The sequence below is a fragment of the Streptococcus mitis genome (genome assembly GCF_023110375.1).
In the GTDB taxonomy this organism is placed as follows: Bacteria; Bacillota; Bacilli; order Lactobacillales; family Streptococcaceae; genus Streptococcus; species Streptococcus mitis_CI.
On record NZ_JALDVV010000015.1, the window covers coordinates 19172 to 40428 of the forward strand.

A 21257-nucleotide genomic window follows, 5' to 3' on the forward strand; every position below is an offset into this window, starting at 1 on the left:
ATCTAGGTAAACCAAGATTTCTACTCAAACTCCTCTTTTCCAATAAACACAGATGGATAGTGTAGTAATTCATTGAGATCGGTTTCCAATGGTAAATCATAAATTGCTAAATAGTTTTCAGGATATAGAGCAACTAGCTCTTCATATTTAGCCTTTACCTTTTCGTGATCACTACTAGCATACAAGACTTCAACGATTGCTCCAGTCTTATCCTTTTCAATAAATGCATTAACGATAATTTGTATCATAGACTTGTACTAAAAATCAATTCCTTTCCCAAACTCAACTACAGTATCTGGCACATCACTAAACAAAGTCACATGTCCCATCTTGCGGTTGTGCTTCGCTTCTATTTTACCATACATGTGGAGGTGGGCGCTTGGATTTTCTGTCACATACTGCTCAGCAGCCTCGACATGCTGGCCGAGAACATTCAGCATAACGGCCGGCGCATGCAGTTTGATGGCTGGTAATGGTGCTCCCAGAACGCCTAGAATATGGGTATCAAACTGAGAGAAGTCGCAGGCTTCGATTGAATAGTGCCCTGAGTTATGTGGACGTGGGGCAATCTCATTGACAATGATATCATCAGCTGTCGCAAACATTTCCACACAAAGGGTTCCAGACAGGTTCAACTGTTCAGCGATTCGCACGGCCATGGCTTTGGCCTTGTCAGCTAGACTTTCTGAAATGCGAGCTGGGGCGATGGTCTTAGACAGAATATTATTGCGATGAATATTTTCCTGAACTGGGAAAACTGTCACGTCCTTGCCATTTCCTGATACGATGACAGAAATTTCAAGATCAAAGTTGACAAATTCTTCCAAGACGCAGTCAGATGAAACTGCTAGTTCATAGGCTTCTTCCAAATCTTCTGCTGAACGAATGACCTTTTGCCCATGTCCATCATAACCACCTGTTGCCGTCTTGAGGACATAGTTTTTCGACAGGTCCATATCTGCCAAGTCTTGGCTAGAAGTCACAACCTTGTAAGGAGCCACCGTTACTTGGGCCTTGTTTGAGAGAAAATCTTTTTCAAAAATACGATTTTGAGAAATGCGGAGCAGGTCTGTCCCTTGAGGGAGCTGACCATCCTTAATGACAGCATCCAAACCGTCAGCATCGACATTTTCAAACTCATAGGTGAGGACATCGCAACGCTCAGCCAACTGACGGAGGGCATCCACATCATTATAAGGAGCCACGATGATCTCCGCCACGCGAGAGGCTGGGCAATCCGCCGCAGGATCCAGCGCGATAACCTTGTGACCCATATAGATAGCAGAAATGGCCATCATCTGACCCAGTTGACCACCACCGATAATGCCGATTGTTTTAGATGAGCTCATTCGTCGACTCCTCTGCGATTTTTCCTTGTTCTTCTGCAAAATCTGCCAAAGCTGTCGCAATAGCTTGGTCCTCTACTGAGAGGAGACGGAGGGCAAAGAGAGCCGCATTTGTCGCACCAGCTTCACCAATAGCCATTGTCGCCACAGGCACACCGCCCGGCATCTGAACGATAGAATAGAGCGAGTCCACGCCACTAAGGGCACGTGATTTGACGGGCACCCCAATGACTGGAAGGGTTGTTTTAGCTGCGACCATACCTGGCAAATGGGCTGCGCCTCCAGCACCCGCTATGATGACCTTGATACCGCGACTACGTGCTTCCTCCGCATGTTTAAACATGAGGTCTGGTGTACGGTGTGCAGAAACAACTTTCTTTTCGTAGGCTACACCAAAGCGATCTAGGACTTCTGCGGTTTTTTGCATGGTTGCCCAGTCGGATTTTGAGCCCATGATAATGGAAATTACTGATTTCATTTCTTTTCCTTTTTCCTCTTTTTCAACAATCACCTTAAGTTGTGAGGGACGGCAGCAAACCTTCGGTTTCATTACTAAACTTTGAGCCTAAGGTCTCAAAGCTTCCCCGACCAGAACAGAAACTGTTCTGGTCTTTTCACCACGGCGACCATTATCGTATTTGGCGACTTCGTCGCGTTATTCTTATATCTTTACTTAATTGCCTTGCTTCCGATATCAGTTCGGTAAAAGAGGCCTTCTGTGTCTTGTTTGTCAAGTTCTTGGTAGATAGTGTTTTGGGCTTCTTTGACGGTAACTGCTATGGTGACGAGCATATAGACACGGCCACCATTTGACAGCAGTGCTCTGCTATTTTCCGAAAACTTAGCACCTGCATAGTAGGTGATGATGTCCCCTTCTGTCTTAGCTGGCAATTCAACACCCTTTTCATATTCTAGCGGGTAACCCTTGGATGCGACAACCACACCCAGAGTCACACCCTTATCCGTCCATGTGATGTTTGGCTCCTTACCATCGAGGATATCCGTAATATTTTGTGCAAAGTCAGATGTCAAACGAGGTAGGATAATCTGAGTTTCAGGATCTCCGAAGCGAGCGTTAAACTCGATAACCTTAGGTCCATCAGCTGTCAAGATAAGCCCTGCGTAAAGAACTCCCAGATAAGGGCGACCTTCCTGAATCATGCCTTCAAGAACTGGCTTGACAACAGTCTCAACCGCTGTATCAACTACGCTCTCTGGCAAGTGAGGGACTGGCGCATAAGCTCCCATCCCGCCAGTGTTAGGACCCTTGTCCCCGTCGTAGGCACGTTTGTGATCCTGAGCCGTTGGCATGATGTAAAACTTGTCCCCATTGACAAAGGCAAAGAGTGAAAATTCCTCCCCTTCAAGGAATTCCTCGATGACCACACGCGCACCTGAGTCACCAAATTTATTGTCCAAAAGCATCTCATGAGCGGCTTCGACCGCTTGCTTGACTGTCTCAGCAACGACGACACCCTTCCCAAGCGCCAAGCCATCCGCCTTGACTACGATAGGCGCACCCTGCTTTTCGATATAGGCCTTGGCTTCCTCAAAATCTGAGAATGTGCCATAGGCTGCTGTCGGAACGCCGTATTTGACCATGATTTCCTTGGCAAAATCCTTAGACCACTCAAGTTCAGCCGCAGCCTTAGTCGGACCAAAAGCTTTGAGTCCTGCCGCATTAAAATCATCCACGATACCAGCAGCAAGGGCATCATCTGGACCGATAAAGGTCCAAGCAATATCGTTGGCTTTTGCAAACTCAATCAATTTAGAATGTTCGGAAATAGAGATATTCACTAATTCCAGACCATCCAGAGTCATCCCGTCATTTCCAGGAGCTACAAAGACTTTTTCAACGTCTTTTGATTCAAGCAACTTCTTAGCAATCGCATGTTCACGACCACCCGAACCGACAACAAGTAGTTTCATTTCTCAACCTCTTTTGCGAATTATTTACTAAAATTATACCACAAACGTTCGTTTTAATCTTGTTTTACTCCGCGTTTTTACGCAAAAAAAGGAAAGAAACTGTTTTCTTCCCTTTACCTTCTTAATGTCTAAAATGTCTCACGCCTGTAAAGACCATGGTCAAGCCATATTTATCCGCAGCTTCGATGGATTCTTGGTCACGGACAGAGCCACCTGGCTGGATGATAGCCTTGATACCTGCTTTGGCGATTTCTTCCACGTTATCCGCAAATGGGAAGAAGGCATCCGAAGCAAGCACAGCACCGTCAAGACGGTCTTTAGCTTGGTCAATAGCAATACGAACTGAAGCCACACGATTGGTTTGACCTGGGCCAATACCAAGTGTCATGTGATTATTAGTCACGATGATTCCATTTGATTTGACATACTTGATAGCTTTCCAAGCAAACTCAAGGGCAGTCGCTTCTGTCTCAGTTGGTTGGCGTTTGGTTACCACTTGCCAATCGGCTGGGCTTTCTTTGATCACGTCTTGGTTTTGAACGAGGAGTCCACCGACTACACCTGTGTATTCTGCTTCCACTTCGCTAGCCTCTTGAGCATCAAATGGCAAGGCAAGGATACGCAAGTTTTTCTTTTTGTTGGTCAAAATGGCTAGCGCTTCATCGGTATAGCTTGGTGCGATGATAATTTCAAGGAAAACACCGTGCATCTTCTCAGCAGTCGCAGCATCTACCTCACCGTTGAGAACGACAATTCCACCAAAGATAGACACTGGGTCAGACTCATAAGCGTAGTCCCAAGCAGTCTCAATGTCATCAGCCTGACCGATACCGCATGGATTCATATGCTTGAGAGCCACAACGGTTGGACGGTCTTTGAAGTCACGGATAATACGAATGGCAGCATCCGCATCACGGATATTGTTAAAAGATAATTCCTTCCCGTTGAGCTGTTTGGCTGAAGCAATCGAATAGTCTGTTGGCAAAGCTTTTTGGTAGAAATCCGCGTCTTGTTGAGGGTTCTCACCGTAACGCATAGCTTGTTTGAGGTCATAGGTCAAAGTGAGCTTTTCAGGTTTGCTTTCTCCGACTTGAGCTGTAAAATACTCTGCAATCAAGGCATCATAAGCCGCTGTATGACGGAAAACCTTGGCTGCCAAACGTTGACGCGTTTCGTAAGTCGTTTCACCATTGGCTGACAACTCGTCCAAAACCACTGTATAGTCAGCAGGGTCTACCACAACTGTCACGCTGGCATGATTCTTCGCTGCCGAGCGAAGCATAGATGGCCCACCAATATCAATGTTTTCAACTGCATCAGCGTAAGTCACATCTGGTTTGAGGATTGTTTCCTTAAATGGGTAAAGATTGACCACAACTAGGTCGATAAGCTCAATTTGGTTCTCCTTGGCTGCTTCCAAGTGACTATCCAAATCACGACGAGCGAGTAATCCACCGTGGATATTTGGGTGAAGGGTCTTGACACGACCGTCCATCATTTCTGGAAAACCAGTCACATCATCGATCGCAATGGTCTCCACCCCAGCATTGTCAAGGGCAACCTTTGTCCCACCTGTCGAGATAATCTCCCAACCAAGTTTTTTGAGTTCTTGGGCAAATTCAACAATGCCCGCTTTGTCTGAGACGCTGATTAAGGCGCGTTTAGTCATTATATTCCTCTTTCTTTAGGTCCAAGCGCATAGCGACTTCGTTATTTTCTTCTATAAATCCTGTTTCCTGAAAACCCAAACTAGTCAGCAGGTGCTTCATTTTTTCATTTCCAACCACATAATCTGCAATAATATGATTGCAAGCGATATCCATCTGAGCCTTTTTGATTAGAACTTCCAAGGCTTTTCGACCATGACCTCTTCCTTGGTACTGCTGACCAATCATTATCCGCCAGATAAAGTATTCCGCTTCATCCTTATCTATTTCCAACAGGAGAAAACCAACCACAAGCTCATTCCAATAAATTGCCATTGGAAACACATCCCCATTCTCTCTGTAGAGCCATGCGTCAGCTAAAGAGCGTACATTTGGAGACACGAAACGTGCTCGTTCATCAGCTTCAGATATTTTCAAATCCAGCACTGCCTGAAAACTGCTCTCATCTACTAATTTTATCTCAATCATTTTTTCTCCTAGCAATATTGCAAAATCAAAACTTGATTTACTTCTTATCTTCTACCCACCCCTAAACTCTCCAACACTTGAGGATAGAGCTGATACTCGGTGGCATGAATACGTTCTTCAAAGCTGGCTATGGTATCATCAGCCAGCCGTGGCACACGTACTTGTTTGATGATCTTACCAGTGTCCACACCAGAATCCACCCAGTGAATGGTCACGCCGCTCTCAGCAACGCCTGCAGTCCAAGCATCCTCAATCCCATGAGCTCCTGGAAACTCTGGCAGGTAGGCTGGATGAATGTTGATAATCCGACCTTCATAAGCCGCCAATAAGGTTGGCCCAACGATTTTCATGTAGCCTGCTAGACAAACCAAGTCAATCTGGTGTTCTTCCAAGAGTTCGACAAGGGCCGCTTCGTAGTCTACCTTGCTCTCAAACTCCTTGAGTTCAAAAGCATAGGACAGAACGCCGAGCTTGTCTGCACGCTCCAGCACATAGGCGTCACGATGGTCTGAAAAGACAAACTCAACCGGAAATTCTTCGGCAATCACCTGAAAATTCGAGCCATTACCAGAGGCAAAAACCGCTATTTTTTTCATTTGATGATGACACTTTCGTTTTCTTTCTTGACGATGCGACCAATTTCATAGACTGGTTCATCCAACAATTCCTTGACACGACTTACATTTTCAGGGCTAACTGCTAGCATAAGTCCCACACCCATATTGAAGATTTCAAACATTTCTTCGTGTTTGATTTTACCATATTTTTCAAGAGCTTTGAAGATTGGAAGCACGGGAACCTTGTCTTCTTCAATCTCAGCAGCCAAGTCAGCTGCAAACATACGAGGGACATTCTCAATAAAGCCACCACCAGTGATGTGGGCAATGCCGTTGACCAACTCTTCTTTGATGAGCGGCAAGACAGCCTTGACATAGATACGAGTCGGCTCAAGAAGGACTTCTTTGAGTTGCTTGCCTTCCAATTCTGGCAAGACTTCCTCACCTGTATAGTCCGCAAAGACACGACGGACGAGTGAGTAACCATTGGAGTGAATCCCACTTGAAGCAAGTCCGAGCAGAATATCTCCCTCTGCCACCTTTGAGCCGTCAATAATTTGAGATTTTTCAGCCACCCCGACCGCAAAACCAGCCAAGTCATAGTCATCTTCGCCGTACATGCCCGGCATTTCAGCTGTTTCCCCACCGATGAGGGCAGCGCCTGCCTGCACACAACCTTCTGCCACACCAGCAACCACTTGTTCTAGCTTAGCTGGTTCATTCTTCCCTGTCGCCACATAGTCGAGGAAATAGAGAGGCTCCGCACCTGCAGCGATGATATCATTGACACACATGGCCACACAGTCCTGCCCAATCGTGTCATGCTTGTCGTACTTGATAGCCAACATGAGCTTGGTTCCGACACCATCAGTTCCTGAAATCAAGACGGGTTCTTTAACCCCAGTCTTTGAAAGGTCAAACATACCACCAAAGCCACCCAGAGCTCCCATGACACCTTCACGCTCCGTACGAGCCACGTGCTTTTTAATCCGTTCAACAACTTCATAACCCGCTTCAACATCCACACCAGATTGAGCGTACGCATTTTTATTTGCCATTTTTATGTTCCTTTTCTTTGAGAAAGATTGTGACGTATTTTTAGATAAACAATTATTTTATCTAATACTCAATGAAAATCAAAGAGCAAACTAGGAAGCTAGCCGCAGGCTGTACTTGGGTACGGCAAGGTGAAGCTGACGTGGTTTGAATTTGATTTTCGAAGAGTATAAAAATACTAGTCAGGGTTCTAGCTTTGTCCCACAGGAGAAAGCGTCTACTGACAAATGCTTTAGCTTTTAGTCAGTAGTGAGACGTGGAGCATAAGCATTTTTATTTGTCATTTTTATATTCCTTTTCTTTAATGGAGGATCTATTGTCTATTTGTAAAAACTGGTCTTTTCTTCCAAACTTCTACGATAGTCTTCTTCGTAGTCGTAGAGAGGTGTTGGATAGTCACCATCAAAATAAGCGACACAGAGACCGCCATTTGGCGCATCCGTTTCAATCCCAATTGACTCAATCAAGCCCTCAACAGAAAGATAAGTCAGACTGTCCGCACCAATGATTTGACGCGTTTCTTCAACCGTATGATTGGCCGCAATCAGCTCCTGACGGGTTTGGATATCAATCCCGTAGAAACATGGATAAGCTAGCGCTGGACTACCAATAGCAACGTGAACCTCAGTCGCACCCGCTTCTTTCAAGAGTTGAACAATCCGACGAGAGGTTGTTCCACGTACAATAGAGTCATCAATCATAACCACACGCTTGCCTTTTACAACGCCTGAAACAGCAGAGAGTTTCATCCGCACCCCTTGCTCCCGCAATTCTTGAGTCGGTTGGATAAAGGTGCGTTGGGTGTATTGATTCTTGATGAGGCCCATTTCATTTGGTAGCCCGGACTCTTCCGCAAATCCCATAGCCGCGCTGAGGGAAGAATTGGGCACACCGACCACGATATCCGCCTCATGCTTGAATTCACGCGCCAATTGGGCACCCATACGTTTACGTGCCGTATGAACATTGACACCATGAATGTTAGAATCAGGGCGAGCAAAATAAATATACTCCATAGAACAGATTGCTAACTGAGTATCATCCGTATAGCTATCATACTGGATTCCCTTGTCATCAATGATCACAATCTCACCTGGCTTCAAATCACGAATCCACTCGGCACCAATAACCTCAAAAGCACAAGTTTCAGAGGAAACAACCACCGCTCCGTTGGCCATTTTCCCGATAGAAAGGGGACGGAAACCATTTGGGTCAAGAGCCGCAATCAACTTGTCTTCAAACAGCAAGATATAGGCAAAACCACCTTTGACAAGGCTGAGCGCTTCCTTGATTTTGCCCATCAGGCTAGGATTATGACTGCGACGAATGAGATGAGCCAAGATTTCCGAGTCCGAAGTCGCGCTGAAAATCGCGCCTCTTTGTTCCAGTTCTTTCTTGAGAGAGGCTGCATTGGTCAGATTTCCATTATGAGCCAAGCCAAACTGCATATCGTGAAAACGGAAGAGGAAAGGCTGGATATTATCTACAGAAGCTTCGCCAGCAGTCGCGTAACGCACATGCCCAATCGCACCAGTTCCTGTCAATTTATCTAAGTTAGCCGGATTTCTGAAGACTTCTGATAGAAGACCCATATCGCGATGGCGCTTCAGTTGTCCTTGATCATTGGAGAGAATTCCTGCCCCCTCCTGACCACGGTGTTGAAGACTGTGAAGACCAAAATAGGTCAACTTAGCAGCATCTGGATGTCCCCAGATACCGAAAACACCACATTCTTCATTAAGAGATTTTACTTCGTATGTCATTTTATATACCTAATTTTTATTTGTGTAGCACCAAGAGCTAAATCTACATGACTTTTACATTACTGATACTATCTATTAGAAAATCTGTAAGTCTTATTTTCCAGTAAAGTATTTAACCGCCGACGCGAACAGGTGCTGGTCTTTATTTCCTGGGATGTTTTGGAAAAGACCTTCCTCATAACGTTCTGAGTGGCCCATCTTACCGATGATTTGACCATTCTTGCTGGTAATTCCTTCGATGGCATGGACAGAACCATTCGGATTGTACTTAGAGTCCATACTTGGTTTGCCGTCAAAGTCAACGTATTGGCTAAAGATTTGACCATTGTCACGGAGTTCAGCGAATTCCTCAGCCGTCACGACAAACTTCCCTTCACCGTGCGAAACAGGAATAGCGTGGATATCGCCCACTTCTACTCCAGCCAACCATGGCGAGTTGGTATTGGCAATCCGAGTTTCCACCATCTTGGCCACGTGCTGGTTGGCATCATTGTAGAAGAGGGTTGGACTAGTACTGCTGGCATCTTCGAAGTTCCCGTATGGAAGAAGACCTGATTTGACCAAGGCCTGGAATCCATTACAGATACCGATAATCAAACCACCACGGGCGATAAAGCTATCAATAGCTGCACGCACTTTTTCATTAAGAAGGATATTGACAATAAACTTAGCTGAGCCATCTGGTTCGTCCGCAGCTGAGAAACCACCTGCAAAGAAGAGGATGTTAGCCTTGCCGATGTTGTCAACCATAGTTTCAACTGACTTGACAATAGCTTCTTCATTGAGTGTCACGAATGGCACCAAGTTAACCTCTGCGCCTTCTTTTTCAAATGCCTTGGCTGAGTCATATTCTGAGTTGGTTCCTGGGAAGACTGGGATATAGACCACCGGTTTTTCAACTTTTTCTTTAGCTTTAATCACAACATCTGATGCCACAGCTGGTACTTCAGCTAGTTCTTTCGCTTGGGCAAATTCTGTTGGGTAAACTTCTTCCAGTTTTCCTTGGAAGGCACTGTCAAGTTTGTGTCCATCTAGCTTCACACCGTTGACAAGGAGTGTAAAGTCTGCTTTCGTTTGACCGATTCTCTCTACTCCAGCAATTTCTTCAGGAGATGTAAAGACAAATCCACCCAATTGAGCTGTCAAAGCCGTTTCAAGTTCAGGCAAGGTTACTTCTGCACCGATATGATTTCCAAAAGTAGCAAGTGCCAAACTTTCAACCACACCACCATATTTGACAGCTGATGCAGAAATCACTTTGTGACCAGCTTGGATGTCTTCAAACTGAGCAAAGTTAGACTTAATCAAGTCAAAATCAATTTCTGCAGAGAGGGCTTGACCTGGGATGTAGTAGATATTTTCACCAGCAGTTTTGAACTCTGGAGAGAGGACCTTACGGCTATCTGCCGTCGTCACCCCAAAAGCGACCAAGGTTGGTGGCACTGTCAATTCTTCAAAAGTACCAGACATAGAGTCCTTACCACCGATAGATGGCAAACCAAGCTGAATTTGTGCCTCGATAGAGCCTAGGAGAGCTGCTACTGGCTGACCAAAACTCTCAGCTTGTTTGTCCATGCGCTCGAAGTACTCTTGGTAAGAGAAGCGAGCCTTAGACCAGTTGGCACCAGCAGCAACCAAACGAGCAGTCGCTTCAATAACCGCATAGGCAGCACCGTGGTATGGAGACCATTCTGCTACATATGGGTTGAAACCTTGAGCCATGACTGACGCAGTATGAGTCACACCGTGTTGAACTGGCAATTTTTGCACAGATGCCTCAGTTGGTGTGAGTTGGTAACGACCACCAAGTGGGTGATTAACCGTTGAACGACCAACAGAGCAATCAAAGATAGTCTGTAATCCTTTTTGACTCGCATGATTCAAATCAGATAGAACCGTAAGGGTATCTGCTTCAAGTGTGTCAGCAGATGTTTGACGTTCTTCTGGGAGTGTGACATCCTTGTCCACAACTTTGGCATCGACGACCACGCGCACACCATTGGTATCAAGGAAACGACGTTCCAAGTCCACGATTGTCTCACCATTCCAGTTCATAACCAGATTTGGTTTTTCAGTCACTGTCGCCACCACAACAGCATCAATATTCTCTTTGTTACATTCCGCAACGAAGGCATCTACATCCTCAGGACGAACCACGACTGCCATCCGTTCTTGAGATTCAGAGATGGCAATTTCGGTACCATTCAAGCCCTGGTATTTAAGAGGCACCTTGTTGAGGTCAATTTCAAGACCGTCTGCCAATTCACCGATGGCTACACAGACACCACCTGCTCCAAAGTCATTGGACTTCTTGATAAGACGAGTGACATCGCCATTACGGAAAAGGCGCTGAATCTTGCGTTCTTCGATGGCATTCCCTTTTTGAACCTCAGCACCGGCAGTTTCCACGGACTCAACTGTTTGAACCTTAGAAGACCCTGTCGCACCACCGACACCATCACGCCCAGTCTTACCACCTAGCAAGATAATCACGTCACCTGCTTCTGGTTTTTCACGGACTACATTGCCCTTGGGAGCAGCACCAACAACGGCACCTAGCTCCATACGTTTAGCTACAAAGCCTGGGTGGAAATACTCACGAACGTAGGTCGTCGCAAGCCCAATTTGGTTACCGTATGAAGAATAACCATGAGCCGCTGTCTTAGAAATGACCTGTTGTGGCAATTTCCCAGCGCGAGTTTCTGAAATCGGTGCTGTAATATCACCAGCACCTGAGATCCGCATGGCTTGGTAAACATATGAGCGACCTGACAATGGGTCACGAATGGCTCCACCGATACAGGTAGCAGCCCCACCAAATGGCTCAATTTCCGTTGGGTGGTTGTGAGTTTCATTCTTGAACATGAGGAGCCATGGCTCTTTCACACCATCAATATCCACTTCGATTTCTACTGAGCAAGCATTGATTTCGTCTGACACTTCCATATCATCCAAACGTCCATTAGCACGCTCATAACGACCGAAAATAGTCGCCATATCCATCAAGGTTTGAGGTTTTTCAGAACGCCCCAACTCATCACGCATGGCAATATACTTGTCATAGGTTGACTGCAATTGCTTTTGAAATTTAGAAGCTGAAAAGTCGATGTGTTTCAACTCTGTCTCAAAAGTTGTGTGACGGCAGTGGTCAGACCAGTAAGTATCCAAAACCTTGAGCTCTGTCTCAGTTGGCACGCGCCCGATTGACTTGAAATATTCTTGGATAAAGAGCAAATCATCCACTTCCATGGCCATGCCCTGCTCGGTCTTGTAGAGGGCAAAGTCTTCTGCTGTATAGCTTTCAAAGAAAGTCAATTTAGGAATGGTCTTGTCTGACTCAGAAAATTCCTGCTTGGCAATCCCTGTCGTGATGTCCTTAAAACGAGAATCAACTGGGTTGAGCAGATAGTTCTTGACCGCCTCTAACTCCGTCGCATCAATATCTTTATTGACCAAATAAAGTTGAGCAGTATTAACCGTTACATCACTCGAACTTCCCAGCAAAAGCAAGGCTTCCTGTGAAGAAGCCGCACGTTGATCAAATTGACCAGGCAGGCTTTCAATGGCAAAGAAAGCATAGTTGGCAAGATCTGCTTGCACAACTGATTCATCCAAGACATGGTCGGTCACCTGCTCAGAGAAAATGTGTTTTTCCGCACGCGCAAACAAATCCTCAGCCAAGTTAAAGACATCATACACTTGCACAATACGAATACTTTTCAAAGTTGACAATCCCAAATTATGCTGGAGTTCTCTAACTAAACTCTCTGACTTGACCTGAAAATCAGCCTTTTTCTCAACAAAAATACGTTTATCCATCAATCCTTATTCCTTTATTTCAGCTCTTGCAATGTTCCCAAATGACCTTGAGAATCTTGCAAACAGATTATTTCAAACCCTGTAACTTTTCCCAGACAACTTCGTAAACGCCGGTTAGTTCTCCCAATCCTCTACGGAGTGAAAAGGTCTGGGGGACCTTTTCAGCCTGAGTCCTTTTAGTTGAGAGACGAAGGTTTTCCGTTGCAAACAGATTATTTCAAACCTTGCAGCTTCTCCCAAACAACTTCATAAACATCGGTTAATTCACCTAGTCCCCTACGGAAAACATCCTTATCCATGTGGTTGCCATCTGCATCCCACAAACGGCAATTATCTGGTGAAAATTCGTCTGCCAAGATAATCTTTCCATCCTTATCGAAACCGAACTCTAGCTTAAAGTCAATCAATTTAAGCCCAATCTCAGCAAACCAGACTTTCAAAAGTTCATTGATTCGACGAGTTTCTTCCTTCAAGTAGGAAATCTGCTGGTCATCCGCAATCTGTAGGAATTTCACATGTTCGTCATTGATAAACGGGTCATCCAAATCATCATTTTTGTAGTAAAATTCGACAATCGGAGTCTCAAATGCGATTCCTTCGTCTACACCAAAACGTTTTGAAAAGGAACCAGCAGTATAGTTGCGGAGCACGACTTCCAAAGGAATAATCTTAACCTTTTTATTGAGTTGTTCCGTGTCTGAAAGTTTCTCCACAAAGTGAGTCGCCACACCAGCCGCATTTAATTTCTCAAAAATAAAAGATGAAATCTGATTATTCAACACTCCCTTACCTGCAATCTGCTCCTTCTTGACACCATTGAAAGCAGTCGCCTGGTCCTTGTAAGTTGAAATAATAAGATTTTCATCCTCAGTTGTATAGATATCTTTAGCTTTTCCCGAATAGATCAATTGTTTTGACATTTTAAAGTTCGCCTTTCGTATTACTTGAGCACATTCTACCATAAAAAACCTAAAATTACAAGAATTTAACCGAATAAATAACGTAGTGTCCTCAAAAATCATACAGAAAAAAACTGCAAGAAAAAGATTTCTCACAGTTTTAAAATAATTTAACGCTAAAAAAACGAACATTACTCTTTGCTCAAAAATTGATCCAAATAATAACGTAGGTAACTTTTCTTGCCCGTAATCATCTGTAGACGGCCTTCCACCCCATATCGAAGTTTTTCAGCCTGCTCCGAAGTTAGATTAGTCTCCGCCTCGATTTTAAAGAAATTCCCTTTCTCAGTCTTAGTAGCTGTCGCATCAATACTTGTAATAGTAGAATCTAGGAAAAGTTGATTCTTGACATCATGAGTCGTCGTATAGCGAACAGAATCACCGACCTTAATCCTTGCTACATCCTTTGAACTGAGATAAGCTGTAAGTTTGGCTTTCCCTTCTTTTTCCAAGGATGGATAGAGTTGGGCTAGTAGGGTACCTTCTGCAACCATGGTAGAATCACTGGTCTCAGGATTAAGATGAAGCACCCCATCCTCACTCGCCGTAATTTTCCCCTTGTCTAAAAGATTTCCCTGTACCTTCCTACCCGATTCTGCCTCCAAAATTTTCTGGTCTAGAAGGGTCAATTCCTGACTAACTTTTGCTAAGTGTTGGGATTTGAGAGACTCCAATTGACTGCTTAAGCCTGACGCGTAGGCTTGCTGGGTACCTGAACCTGCATACTGAACACGGTAAGTAGCAAGACTGGATTCTAACTGAGAGAGCTGTGCTTCAACTTGCGCAACTGCTTGTGCCTTAGATTGCGGATTTTCCTCGCCCTGAGACTTGTAGGACTGGTAGAGAGAGTAGGCTAGATTCTGACTGTCCAAGGAAGCACCTGTTTCAATAGCTGACTTAGCTGTCTGGTAATCGCGAATTTTAGCCTCTGTTTGGCTGATGAGGTTGCTGATTTCGGCTTGGGTTTGGCTAGCTGCTGCATTCTGGGACGCGATGGTCTCATTTTGTTGCGATGTACTAGCCCTAAGACTGCCTGCTTGGCTGAGGTAGTCGCGAAAGGTGGCTTGGTAGCCAAATTTATCCTCCTCTGGAAAGTGGTTCTCCCCTTCTTGCAGGCTCTTTTGCAAATACTCCAATTGCTTTTTTTGATCCTTAAGCATGTCCAACTGACTGGCATAAGACTCCGCTTGGACACCCTCTGCCCCTTCCTGATATTGAACCAGAAGCTCCCCCTTCTTAACCAGCTTATTTTCTTCCAGATGATTGACAAGCATACGATTGTTGCTAGTTGACTGGATATTTGCAAGGATTCGACTAGGCTCGACAGTAGCCCTAGTAGACAAACTCATCTCCTTCTCTGCCAACGTTGCAAAGCCAAGCAAAAACACAACTAGAAGCGACATGGGGACAATCACCCGACTGGAAAAATTATGGTAACGACGATTATAAAACTCTGCACTTTCTAAAAATTCTGGTTTCATCCTCTCCTCTTTCTAGCTATTCACCAAATGGGCATAAAAGCCACCCTGTGCAAGCAAATCAGCATGCTTTCCTTCTTCGACAATCTTGCCCTGATCCAAGACAACAACCTTCTCTGTCCGCTCAGCAATGGTCAAGCGGTGAGCAATGAAAATCAAGGTCTTGTCCAAAGCCATGAGATTATCAACAATTCGCTTCTCTGTCAAAATATCTAAACTGCTGGTCGCCTCATCCAAAATCAAGACAGGTGCATCTGTCAAGAGAGCACGCGCCAAAGCAATTCTCTGACGTTGGCCACCTGAAATCCCTGCCCCATCCGAAGTCAATTCTGTCTGGTAATTCAGTGGCATGCGCTCGATATCCTCTCGAATCTCTGCCAATTCGACTGCCCGTAAAATATCCTCCTGAGTCGTCCCCTCCTTGGCTCCTAAAAGAAGATTCTCCAAAATCGTTCCGTTAAAGACATAGGGCTGTTGAGGCAGATAGTTGATGTACTGGCGCAAGGCCTTTTTATCAATCTGATTGAGATTGACACCACCCAGACTAATTTCTCCCTGACTTGGGTCGTAAAAATTAACCATCATCTTGGCCAAGGTCGTCTTACCTGACCCTGAAATCCCCACAAAAGCCACCTTAGAACCCTGTGGAATGGTCAAATTGATATCTGATAAGACGTCTCGACCATAGCCATACTTGTAATGAACCTGCTTGAAGGACATCTCTCCCTTCATCAAACTCAAATCCTCAACCGTTTTCTTCTCCTCGAACTCAGAAGCTACTAGATAAACCTCATTCAGACGGTTATTGGCAACCTGAGCTGTCTGAAGCTTGGTTTGCAGGTTGATGATATTTTCCAAAGGATTTGTAAAATAAACAAGCAAGGTATTATAGGTAATCAACTGCCCCAAACTCATCTTGCCATCCATGACCAAAACAGCCCCCATCCAGAGAATACCGACATTGAGCAAGAGATGGGCAACTTTTTTCAGAGCCTTTTGCTGACTCTCTGCCCGACTATAGGTAAAGGATTTCTTCAGATAATCCACAAATTCCTTGTCAATCTTTTGGTAACGCTGACTTTCACTGGTCAAGGACTTGATAGTCTCAATACCGTTGATATCCTCGATGATAGAAGAAGACAGAACCGCATTGGCTTCCATGGTATCCCGATTCATCTTTTCAAACGGCTTCATAAAGGCAAAGATAATCACTGTGTAGATAGGAAGCGCCAATAAGGTCATGAAAAAGAGATTGGTATTTTGTGAAAATAAAACAAGGGAAATAATGACGACCGTTGACACGTCCAAGAAAATCGAAAGAATGGTTGAAGCCAGCGCATCGATGATACTGTTAGCATCTGTAAAACGAGACACGATTTCCCCTGTCCTGCGTGTCGCAAAAAAGGACATAGGCAGGTGAAAAACATGCTTGATATAGGACAAAATCACATCAATCGACAAGCGTTGCCCCAAAACAAGTAAGAGATACTCCTGAGCGTAAGACAAGATCTGCTGAAGAATATAAACAATCACCAAACCAATAGAAATAATCCCCAACGTCGAACGCATCTGATCTGGCACATAGGTATCAATTATAGACTGCAGATAATAAGAACCCACAATGTTAATCAAGGTTACCAAGAGTGTTGCCAAAACGATATTAGCGATCAAGCCACGCTGTTTCACTAATATAGGGATAAAAGAGAGCAGACCATTCTTTTGATCCTTATGAGGCTTGTAGTCTGGACTCGGTGCCATAAAAAGAGTCACTCCTGTCCATTCTTCCGCAAAACGCTCACGTGGCAGTTTAGTCAACTTCACCCCGGGATCTGGATCGGCAATATGAATGCTGTCCTTATCCTGCCCAGTCACCACATAGTAGTGGAGCAATTTCCCTTCCTTAAGTACATGAGCAACAAAAGGAAAGGTCAAATCTGGCAAGTCAAAGAGCGTCATATCTGCCCTAATAGCTCGCGTCTCAAAGCCAATCTCCTCTGCCACCTTGACCAAGCCCAAGGCCGTCGTCCCATCCATGGTCGTCTTTGCCAATTCTCGTAAGTGAGCCAAAGAATAATAGCTACCATAGTAGCCAAAAACCATGGCTAATGAAGCTACACCGCAGTCCATCTGATCCACCTGCGGACGATAGTGACGTTTCCCAAATTTCATATTCATCTCCTTTTTTCTAAACTCATCTGATAATACCTATCTTACCCCAATCCCCAAACAAAAACTTGACTTCCTTCCCAAATGCGCCTATCTCCCTCCCAACTGCACTTTTGGGATAAAAAAATAGGCAGAACAAATGTCCTGCCTACTAAAAATATGGTATGAAAGGAAAGTGATTTTTTACTGACACCCTAGGCAAGCTTGGAACAAATAAATCATTGGTAGTAACATTGTGACATCCTATTTATTACTTCAATTTCTAATGTCCCTGCTATTTCTAAGCCACCTCTGGTATGATCTATTCATAGTCAGAATAGATAACACCGTTCTAAATTACGATTCATAGTTACTCCTTTTAAACTCCATTGTGATGCATCCTTAGATTCTACCCCAGCCATTTTTCAGCGAAGGCTAACAAGTCATTCTTAACTGTTCACCCTACTTGCTTTTTATTGGCCTTATATCCTAGATAAAAGAGCCCAAATAAAACAGGGTAAATTTCTAGATAAAATAGGGTATTGATCGGATTTTTCAAAATCAAATACGTTGCGATGTAGATTATGAGCGATACGATAAAATAACCCTCAGCGAAGCCTAATAAAAATGTTTTCAAGCTAGACTCCTATTTACCTGACAAGAATGGCGGAAAAACGCTACCATTCTCATTCACAAAATCCTTTTGATTCATGTTCTTCATTTATAGTTTTGATTATTTTTTGACAAATCTTTGCGAAAAATACCAAAATATCCTGCGAAAAGCAAACCAACTAAAGTCCATTGCCAATTAAAGGATACTAACGAACCTGTACGAATCACATGAAGCGCGACATTAAGAGTTATTCCCAACAAAGGACATATCGTGGCTAATTTAGGTAACAATGTATTGAGATTAAGATTGCGACTGTTCATTATCTAACGCCCACGACGAGCCAAATCTGAACCAAATGTGTAACCAGCCCCAAATGCGCCAAATGCAATAGCACTTAGGCCAAATATAATCGAAATAGGTTCAATTCCTCCTTCAATTACTTGCAAATCTTTCTCATCAACTACTTGAAATTTATCCATTCTTTTCTCCTTTACTTCTATATAATAAAATGAATACCATTAAAAACAATGAAATTGTTGGTATATTAAAATCATCAAACCATGTAGGTAAGGGTAGCTTATTCACATCAGCTACCAACCTGATAATTGTATAAGATATTGAACTAAGTAATACCATAAGCTCAGGCCAAATCTTCAGCATTAATTTAACAAATCTCATATATAAATCCAAAATTATGGTCGATTAGCATAATATCCTGCAGCTATGCCTGCACCTGCTGAAGCTGTAGCAAGCGCAGCTACACCTCCAATTAATTTCCAACTAATAACTACACCACCAATAATAATTGGTGCAATTCCTCCATCCACATTCATCAACTCTTCTTCTGTAAGAGCTACAAAGTTCTGTTCCATTTTGTCAAAATTTGTCATCCTTTTCTCCTCTTGTTCTATTTTTTCTAAATCTTATCTTCTAAAAAATGGGGTTCCAATAAATACACTACGTAACAATAGACCTGTAATTAGACCCCCTTGATAACTTTCCTTGCTACCACCCACCAGCAAAGCTAAGTCGCTTTCCTTTAGTACTTCAATAGTATACTCGTTAGTCATTTCATTCATCGCTTATCCTCCTAAAAACCTAAACCTCTACGAAATCCAATGTACCAATCTGCAAGGGTCTTCGTCCAATTTTCTCCACCTTGAATATCGGTCAATTCTTCCGACGTTAGCTCAACAAATCCATAGTAATGTTCTTTCATTATTTTATTCCTTTCTTTTTCTTCTCACTTATTTATTCGAAAAATAATCCGAAAATACACAACTAAATTAAATTTTATTTAAAAAATAACTCAGTGAACCATGGGTAGAACATTGATATAAACATGAACTAGGCTCCTTTCCTTTTTCCTCTTACCTATCTATTCGAAAAAGAAGTCAAAAAAATAAGAATATCAGAAAATTTTCCGACATTCTTATTGATAAACTCATCCAAGTCTAACAGATATTAGACATTGAGATGTTTTTTAAGGGTTCTTCTGGCTGTTCGTGATACGGGGAAGTGCAAGCCTTCTAACAAGGTCACTTCTGTGGCAGTCATCTCCTCAATAGCCTGTAAACTGACCAACGTATTGCGATTGGCATAGACAAAGTAATCTTTTTCAGCCTTAGCAGCGATATCCTTGAGACTGCCGTAAATGGTCTTGATAGAATGATTGGCATAATAGACCTTGATACGATGGGATTCCACTGAAGTTTCAAAGGCTAAAATCTCATGGTAAGGCAGAGTAAAACCCCGTCTTCCCTCAAAACTATAGGTGAAGAGACACATATTTTCCCTCTTATCCACTGCTAATACATAGTCCAAACAGCGCTCCAGCTGATAACGGTAATCCTCCTCAGACTGATCCTTGGAAATAAAATCCAAGGCAGACAAGTGGTAGCTAAAAGCTAGAGGCAAGGCCTCCGAGTGCGTAGACACAAAGACAATGCTTGTAAAAGGATCCTGCTCCCGAACCTGTTGAGCAACCTGAAAGCCCCGTTCACGCTCTCCATCAATCTCTAAATCCAATAAATAGAGCTGGTAATTGTCAAAATACTGAGAATACTTTTCAACATCTCCATAGTTTTTGGCAATATCAATCTCCAATCTTAAATTACGAGAGCGACCGATATCTAGTAAAGTCTGCTCTATCCGTCCCTGCTGGACTCTATCGTCTTCCAAAACTAAAATTCTCATTCCTCTCCCCCTCGTTTCTCATTCTTAAATGGCAATTCTAAATCTTGTCTAAAGGTCGTCTCTCCTAGTTGGGTATCTAAGTTTAAATCATAATGAAAAACCATATCCTCCAAGGTCGCTAAGCCCAGTCCACTGTGGCTTCCCTTGGTCGAATAACCCTTTTGACTGAGAATGCTGGGATTCAGTTCTTCTTTCTTACGAGTGTTTTCAATGATAAAACGAACACTCCTATCACCTGCCAACAAAGCAACCCGAATCTGCGGATTTTCAGCCTCACTGGCTGCCTCTAAGGCATTTGTAGTGAGGATAGAGAGGATACGGATAGCCTCCAACATCGGCAATGTCAGCTCTTCAACAACCCCCACCGTCTCCAAACTAAAATGAATTCCCTGCTTATCTGCCACAATCATGGCTTTGGCCAAGGTATTACGAATGGCTATGTCATGAATATTGTGAAGATTAAAGGCTGTGTAATCTGCCTTTCTCAGCTTTTCATTTGTCTTTAGAAAAACATCTTGATAAATGGTAGACACCTCAGCCATGTCTTGATTGGCTATGGCAGGCTCCATGCTGGCGACAATTCCTGCAAAATCATGACGGAAACCTCGAACTTCATCATAGAGATGACCTAGCTTATCCACTATTCCTTGCAAGGAACGATTTTCATCTTCCTGTCTCTGAATGGTTTGCTCATCACGATAAACCTGCTCCAAATGCTTGATGTAAAAGAGCCAAGAGAAAAAGAGAATGAAAATCAGGAGAGAAATGGTCGTGTCAAAACGAACATAGAAAGGATTACATCCTCCAGACATGATGGATGAAAACAGTCTGAAACCAAACAATAAGGATAAGATCCACATACTTTTCGTCACTAACGATTGAAATTTATCTAAAAATAATATATTGAGATCAATTCCCCATCGTCTTAAAATGACAACAGACAAAAACAACGAAATCAAACTAAATACAGAATTAAATCCACTATGCAAGAAATCAGATAGTTCAGAGTAGTCAAATATCAATCGTATTATAAATGTCAAAATCAAATATCGAATACTTTGATAAAACATAAATAGATAAAGGGCAAGAAAGAGAGCTTCCTTCTTCTTTTTCTTTAACACAATCCAAAATATTATATAAAAGAATAATAAATTGCCAACATGCAAGAAACTCGGAAAAACGAAGGTAGCAAATAGCTGAAAAACTACCCAAAGAAATATAGAGCGTTTGTCATAAAATGCTTTAGAGAGTTGACTAC

The 21257-nt window shown here is 43.4% G+C and carries 21 protein-coding genes and 1 pseudogene; all 22 read right to left on the reverse strand.

The window, feature by feature from the left end:
- Window positions 1–20: 20 nt before the first annotated feature.
- The 22 genes and pseudogenes from M1G12_RS08595 to M1G12_RS08695 all read right to left on the reverse strand — a co-directional run bounded on the left by M1G12_RS08595 (window position 21) and on the right by M1G12_RS08695 (window position 20859).
- Window positions 21–248: a phosphoribosylaminoimidazole carboxylase gene (locus M1G12_RS08595; protein ID WP_084953732.1), complete on the reverse strand. Its 228-nt coding sequence runs from the start codon at window positions 246–248 to the stop codon at window positions 21–23.
- A gap of 9 nt (window positions 249–257) precedes the next feature.
- Window positions 258–1349 (reverse strand): 5-(carboxyamino)imidazole ribonucleotide synthase, encoded by a 1092-nt coding sequence (gene purK, locus M1G12_RS08600; protein WP_237447390.1) that lies wholly within the window; start codon window positions 1347–1349, stop codon window positions 258–260.
- Window positions 1336–1824 (reverse strand): 5-(carboxyamino)imidazole ribonucleotide mutase, encoded by a 489-nt coding sequence (purE, locus tag M1G12_RS08605; RefSeq protein ID WP_125416735.1) that lies wholly within the window; start codon window positions 1822–1824, stop codon window positions 1336–1338. Before purE ends, purK begins: the two co-directional genes overlap by 14 nt.
- Before the next feature lie 191 nt (window positions 1825–2015).
- Window positions 2016–3278: a phosphoribosylamine--glycine ligase gene (purD, locus tag M1G12_RS08610; protein ID WP_237447389.1), complete on the reverse strand. Its 1263-nt coding sequence runs from the start codon at window positions 3276–3278 to the stop codon at window positions 2016–2018.
- Between the two features lie 121 nt (window positions 3279–3399).
- Window positions 3400–4947 carry a bifunctional phosphoribosylaminoimidazolecarboxamide formyltransferase/IMP cyclohydrolase gene (gene purH, locus M1G12_RS08615; protein ID WP_237447388.1) on the reverse strand — a complete coding sequence of 516 codons (1548 nt, stop codon included), beginning with the start codon at window positions 4945–4947 and terminating at the stop codon, window positions 3400–3402.
- Window positions 4940–5413: a GNAT family N-acetyltransferase gene (locus M1G12_RS08620; protein ID WP_033675667.1), complete on the reverse strand. Its 474-nt coding sequence runs from the start codon at window positions 5411–5413 to the stop codon at window positions 4940–4942. The genes purH and M1G12_RS08620 overlap by 8 nt, the downstream gene beginning before the upstream one ends.
- 44 nt (window positions 5414–5457) lie before the next feature.
- Window positions 5458–6009, reverse strand: coding sequence for a phosphoribosylglycinamide formyltransferase (gene purN / locus M1G12_RS08625; protein ID WP_049551497.1), 552 nt, complete (start codon window positions 6007–6009; stop codon window positions 5458–5460).
- Complete coding sequence (purM, locus tag M1G12_RS08630; RefSeq protein ID WP_237447387.1) at window positions 6006–7028, reverse strand: phosphoribosylformylglycinamidine cyclo-ligase; 1023 nt, start codon at window positions 7026–7028, stop codon at window positions 6006–6008. The genes purN and purM overlap by 4 nt, the downstream gene beginning before the upstream one ends.
- A gap of 318 nt (window positions 7029–7346) precedes the next feature.
- Window positions 7347–8789 (reverse strand): amidophosphoribosyltransferase, encoded by a 1443-nt coding sequence (purF, locus tag M1G12_RS08635; RefSeq protein ID WP_049501033.1) that lies wholly within the window; start codon window positions 8787–8789, stop codon window positions 7347–7349.
- Window positions 8790–8882: 93 nt separating this feature from the next.
- Entirely contained in the window at window positions 8883–12608 is a 3726-nt protein-coding gene (locus M1G12_RS08640) for a phosphoribosylformylglycinamidine synthase (protein WP_237447386.1), read from the reverse strand.
- Between the two features lie 67 nt (window positions 12609–12675).
- Window positions 12676–12744: pseudogene (locus tag M1G12_RS10010) on the reverse strand (phosphoribosylaminoimidazolesuccinocarboxamide synthase); the annotation flags it as partial.
- A gap of 76 nt (window positions 12745–12820) precedes the next feature.
- Window positions 12821–13528, reverse strand: coding sequence for a phosphoribosylaminoimidazolesuccinocarboxamide synthase (gene purC, locus M1G12_RS08645; RefSeq protein WP_237447385.1), 708 nt, complete (start codon window positions 13526–13528; stop codon window positions 12821–12823).
- A 170-nt stretch (window positions 13529–13698) separates the two neighbouring features.
- A complete protein-coding gene (gene comB, locus M1G12_RS08650) occupies window positions 13699–15048 on the reverse strand; it encodes a competence pheromone export protein ComB (protein ID WP_237447384.1) in 1350 nt (449 codons plus the stop codon).
- Window positions 15049–15060: 12 nt separating this feature from the next.
- Window positions 15061–17214, reverse strand: coding sequence for a peptide cleavage/export ABC transporter ComA (gene comA, locus M1G12_RS08655; RefSeq protein ID WP_237447383.1), 2154 nt, complete (start codon window positions 17212–17214; stop codon window positions 15061–15063).
- A 433-nt stretch (window positions 17215–17647) separates the two neighbouring features.
- Complete coding sequence (locus M1G12_RS08660) at window positions 17648–17827, reverse strand: hypothetical protein (RefSeq protein ID WP_049515845.1); 180 nt, start codon at window positions 17825–17827, stop codon at window positions 17648–17650.
- Window positions 17828–17907: 80 nt separating this feature from the next.
- Window positions 17908–18123 carry a bacteriocin immunity protein gene (locus tag M1G12_RS08665; RefSeq protein ID WP_078934268.1) on the reverse strand — a complete coding sequence of 72 codons (216 nt, stop codon included), beginning with the start codon at window positions 18121–18123 and terminating at the stop codon, window positions 17908–17910.
- A 3-nt stretch (window positions 18124–18126) separates the two neighbouring features.
- Complete coding sequence (locus M1G12_RS08670) at window positions 18127–18282, reverse strand: smi_0061 family bacteriocin-like peptide (RefSeq protein ID WP_000357248.1); 156 nt, start codon at window positions 18280–18282, stop codon at window positions 18127–18129.
- 213 nt (window positions 18283–18495) lie between these two features.
- Window positions 18496–18693 (reverse strand): class IIb bacteriocin, lactobin A/cerein 7B family, encoded by a 198-nt coding sequence (locus M1G12_RS08675; RefSeq protein ID WP_049502335.1) that lies wholly within the window; start codon window positions 18691–18693, stop codon window positions 18496–18498.
- A gap of 33 nt (window positions 18694–18726) precedes the next feature.
- Window positions 18727–18882 carry a hypothetical protein gene (locus tag M1G12_RS08680; protein WP_001004642.1) on the reverse strand — a complete coding sequence of 52 codons (156 nt, stop codon included), beginning with the start codon at window positions 18880–18882 and terminating at the stop codon, window positions 18727–18729.
- Window positions 18883–18893: 11 nt separating this feature from the next.
- Window positions 18894–19022: a smi_0059.1 family bacteriocin-like peptide gene (locus M1G12_RS08685; protein WP_000658220.1), complete on the reverse strand. Its 129-nt coding sequence runs from the start codon at window positions 19020–19022 to the stop codon at window positions 18894–18896.
- Between the two features lie 245 nt (window positions 19023–19267).
- A complete protein-coding gene (locus M1G12_RS08690) occupies window positions 19268–19999 on the reverse strand; it encodes a response regulator transcription factor (RefSeq protein ID WP_023947426.1) in 732 nt (243 codons plus the stop codon).
- Window positions 19996–20859, reverse strand: a complete 864-nt coding sequence (locus M1G12_RS08695; protein ID WP_230529162.1) for a GHKL domain-containing protein — start codon at window positions 20857–20859, stop codon at window positions 19996–19998. The genes M1G12_RS08690 and M1G12_RS08695 overlap by 4 nt, the downstream gene beginning before the upstream one ends.
- Between the last annotated feature and the right edge of the window lie 398 nt (window positions 20860–21257).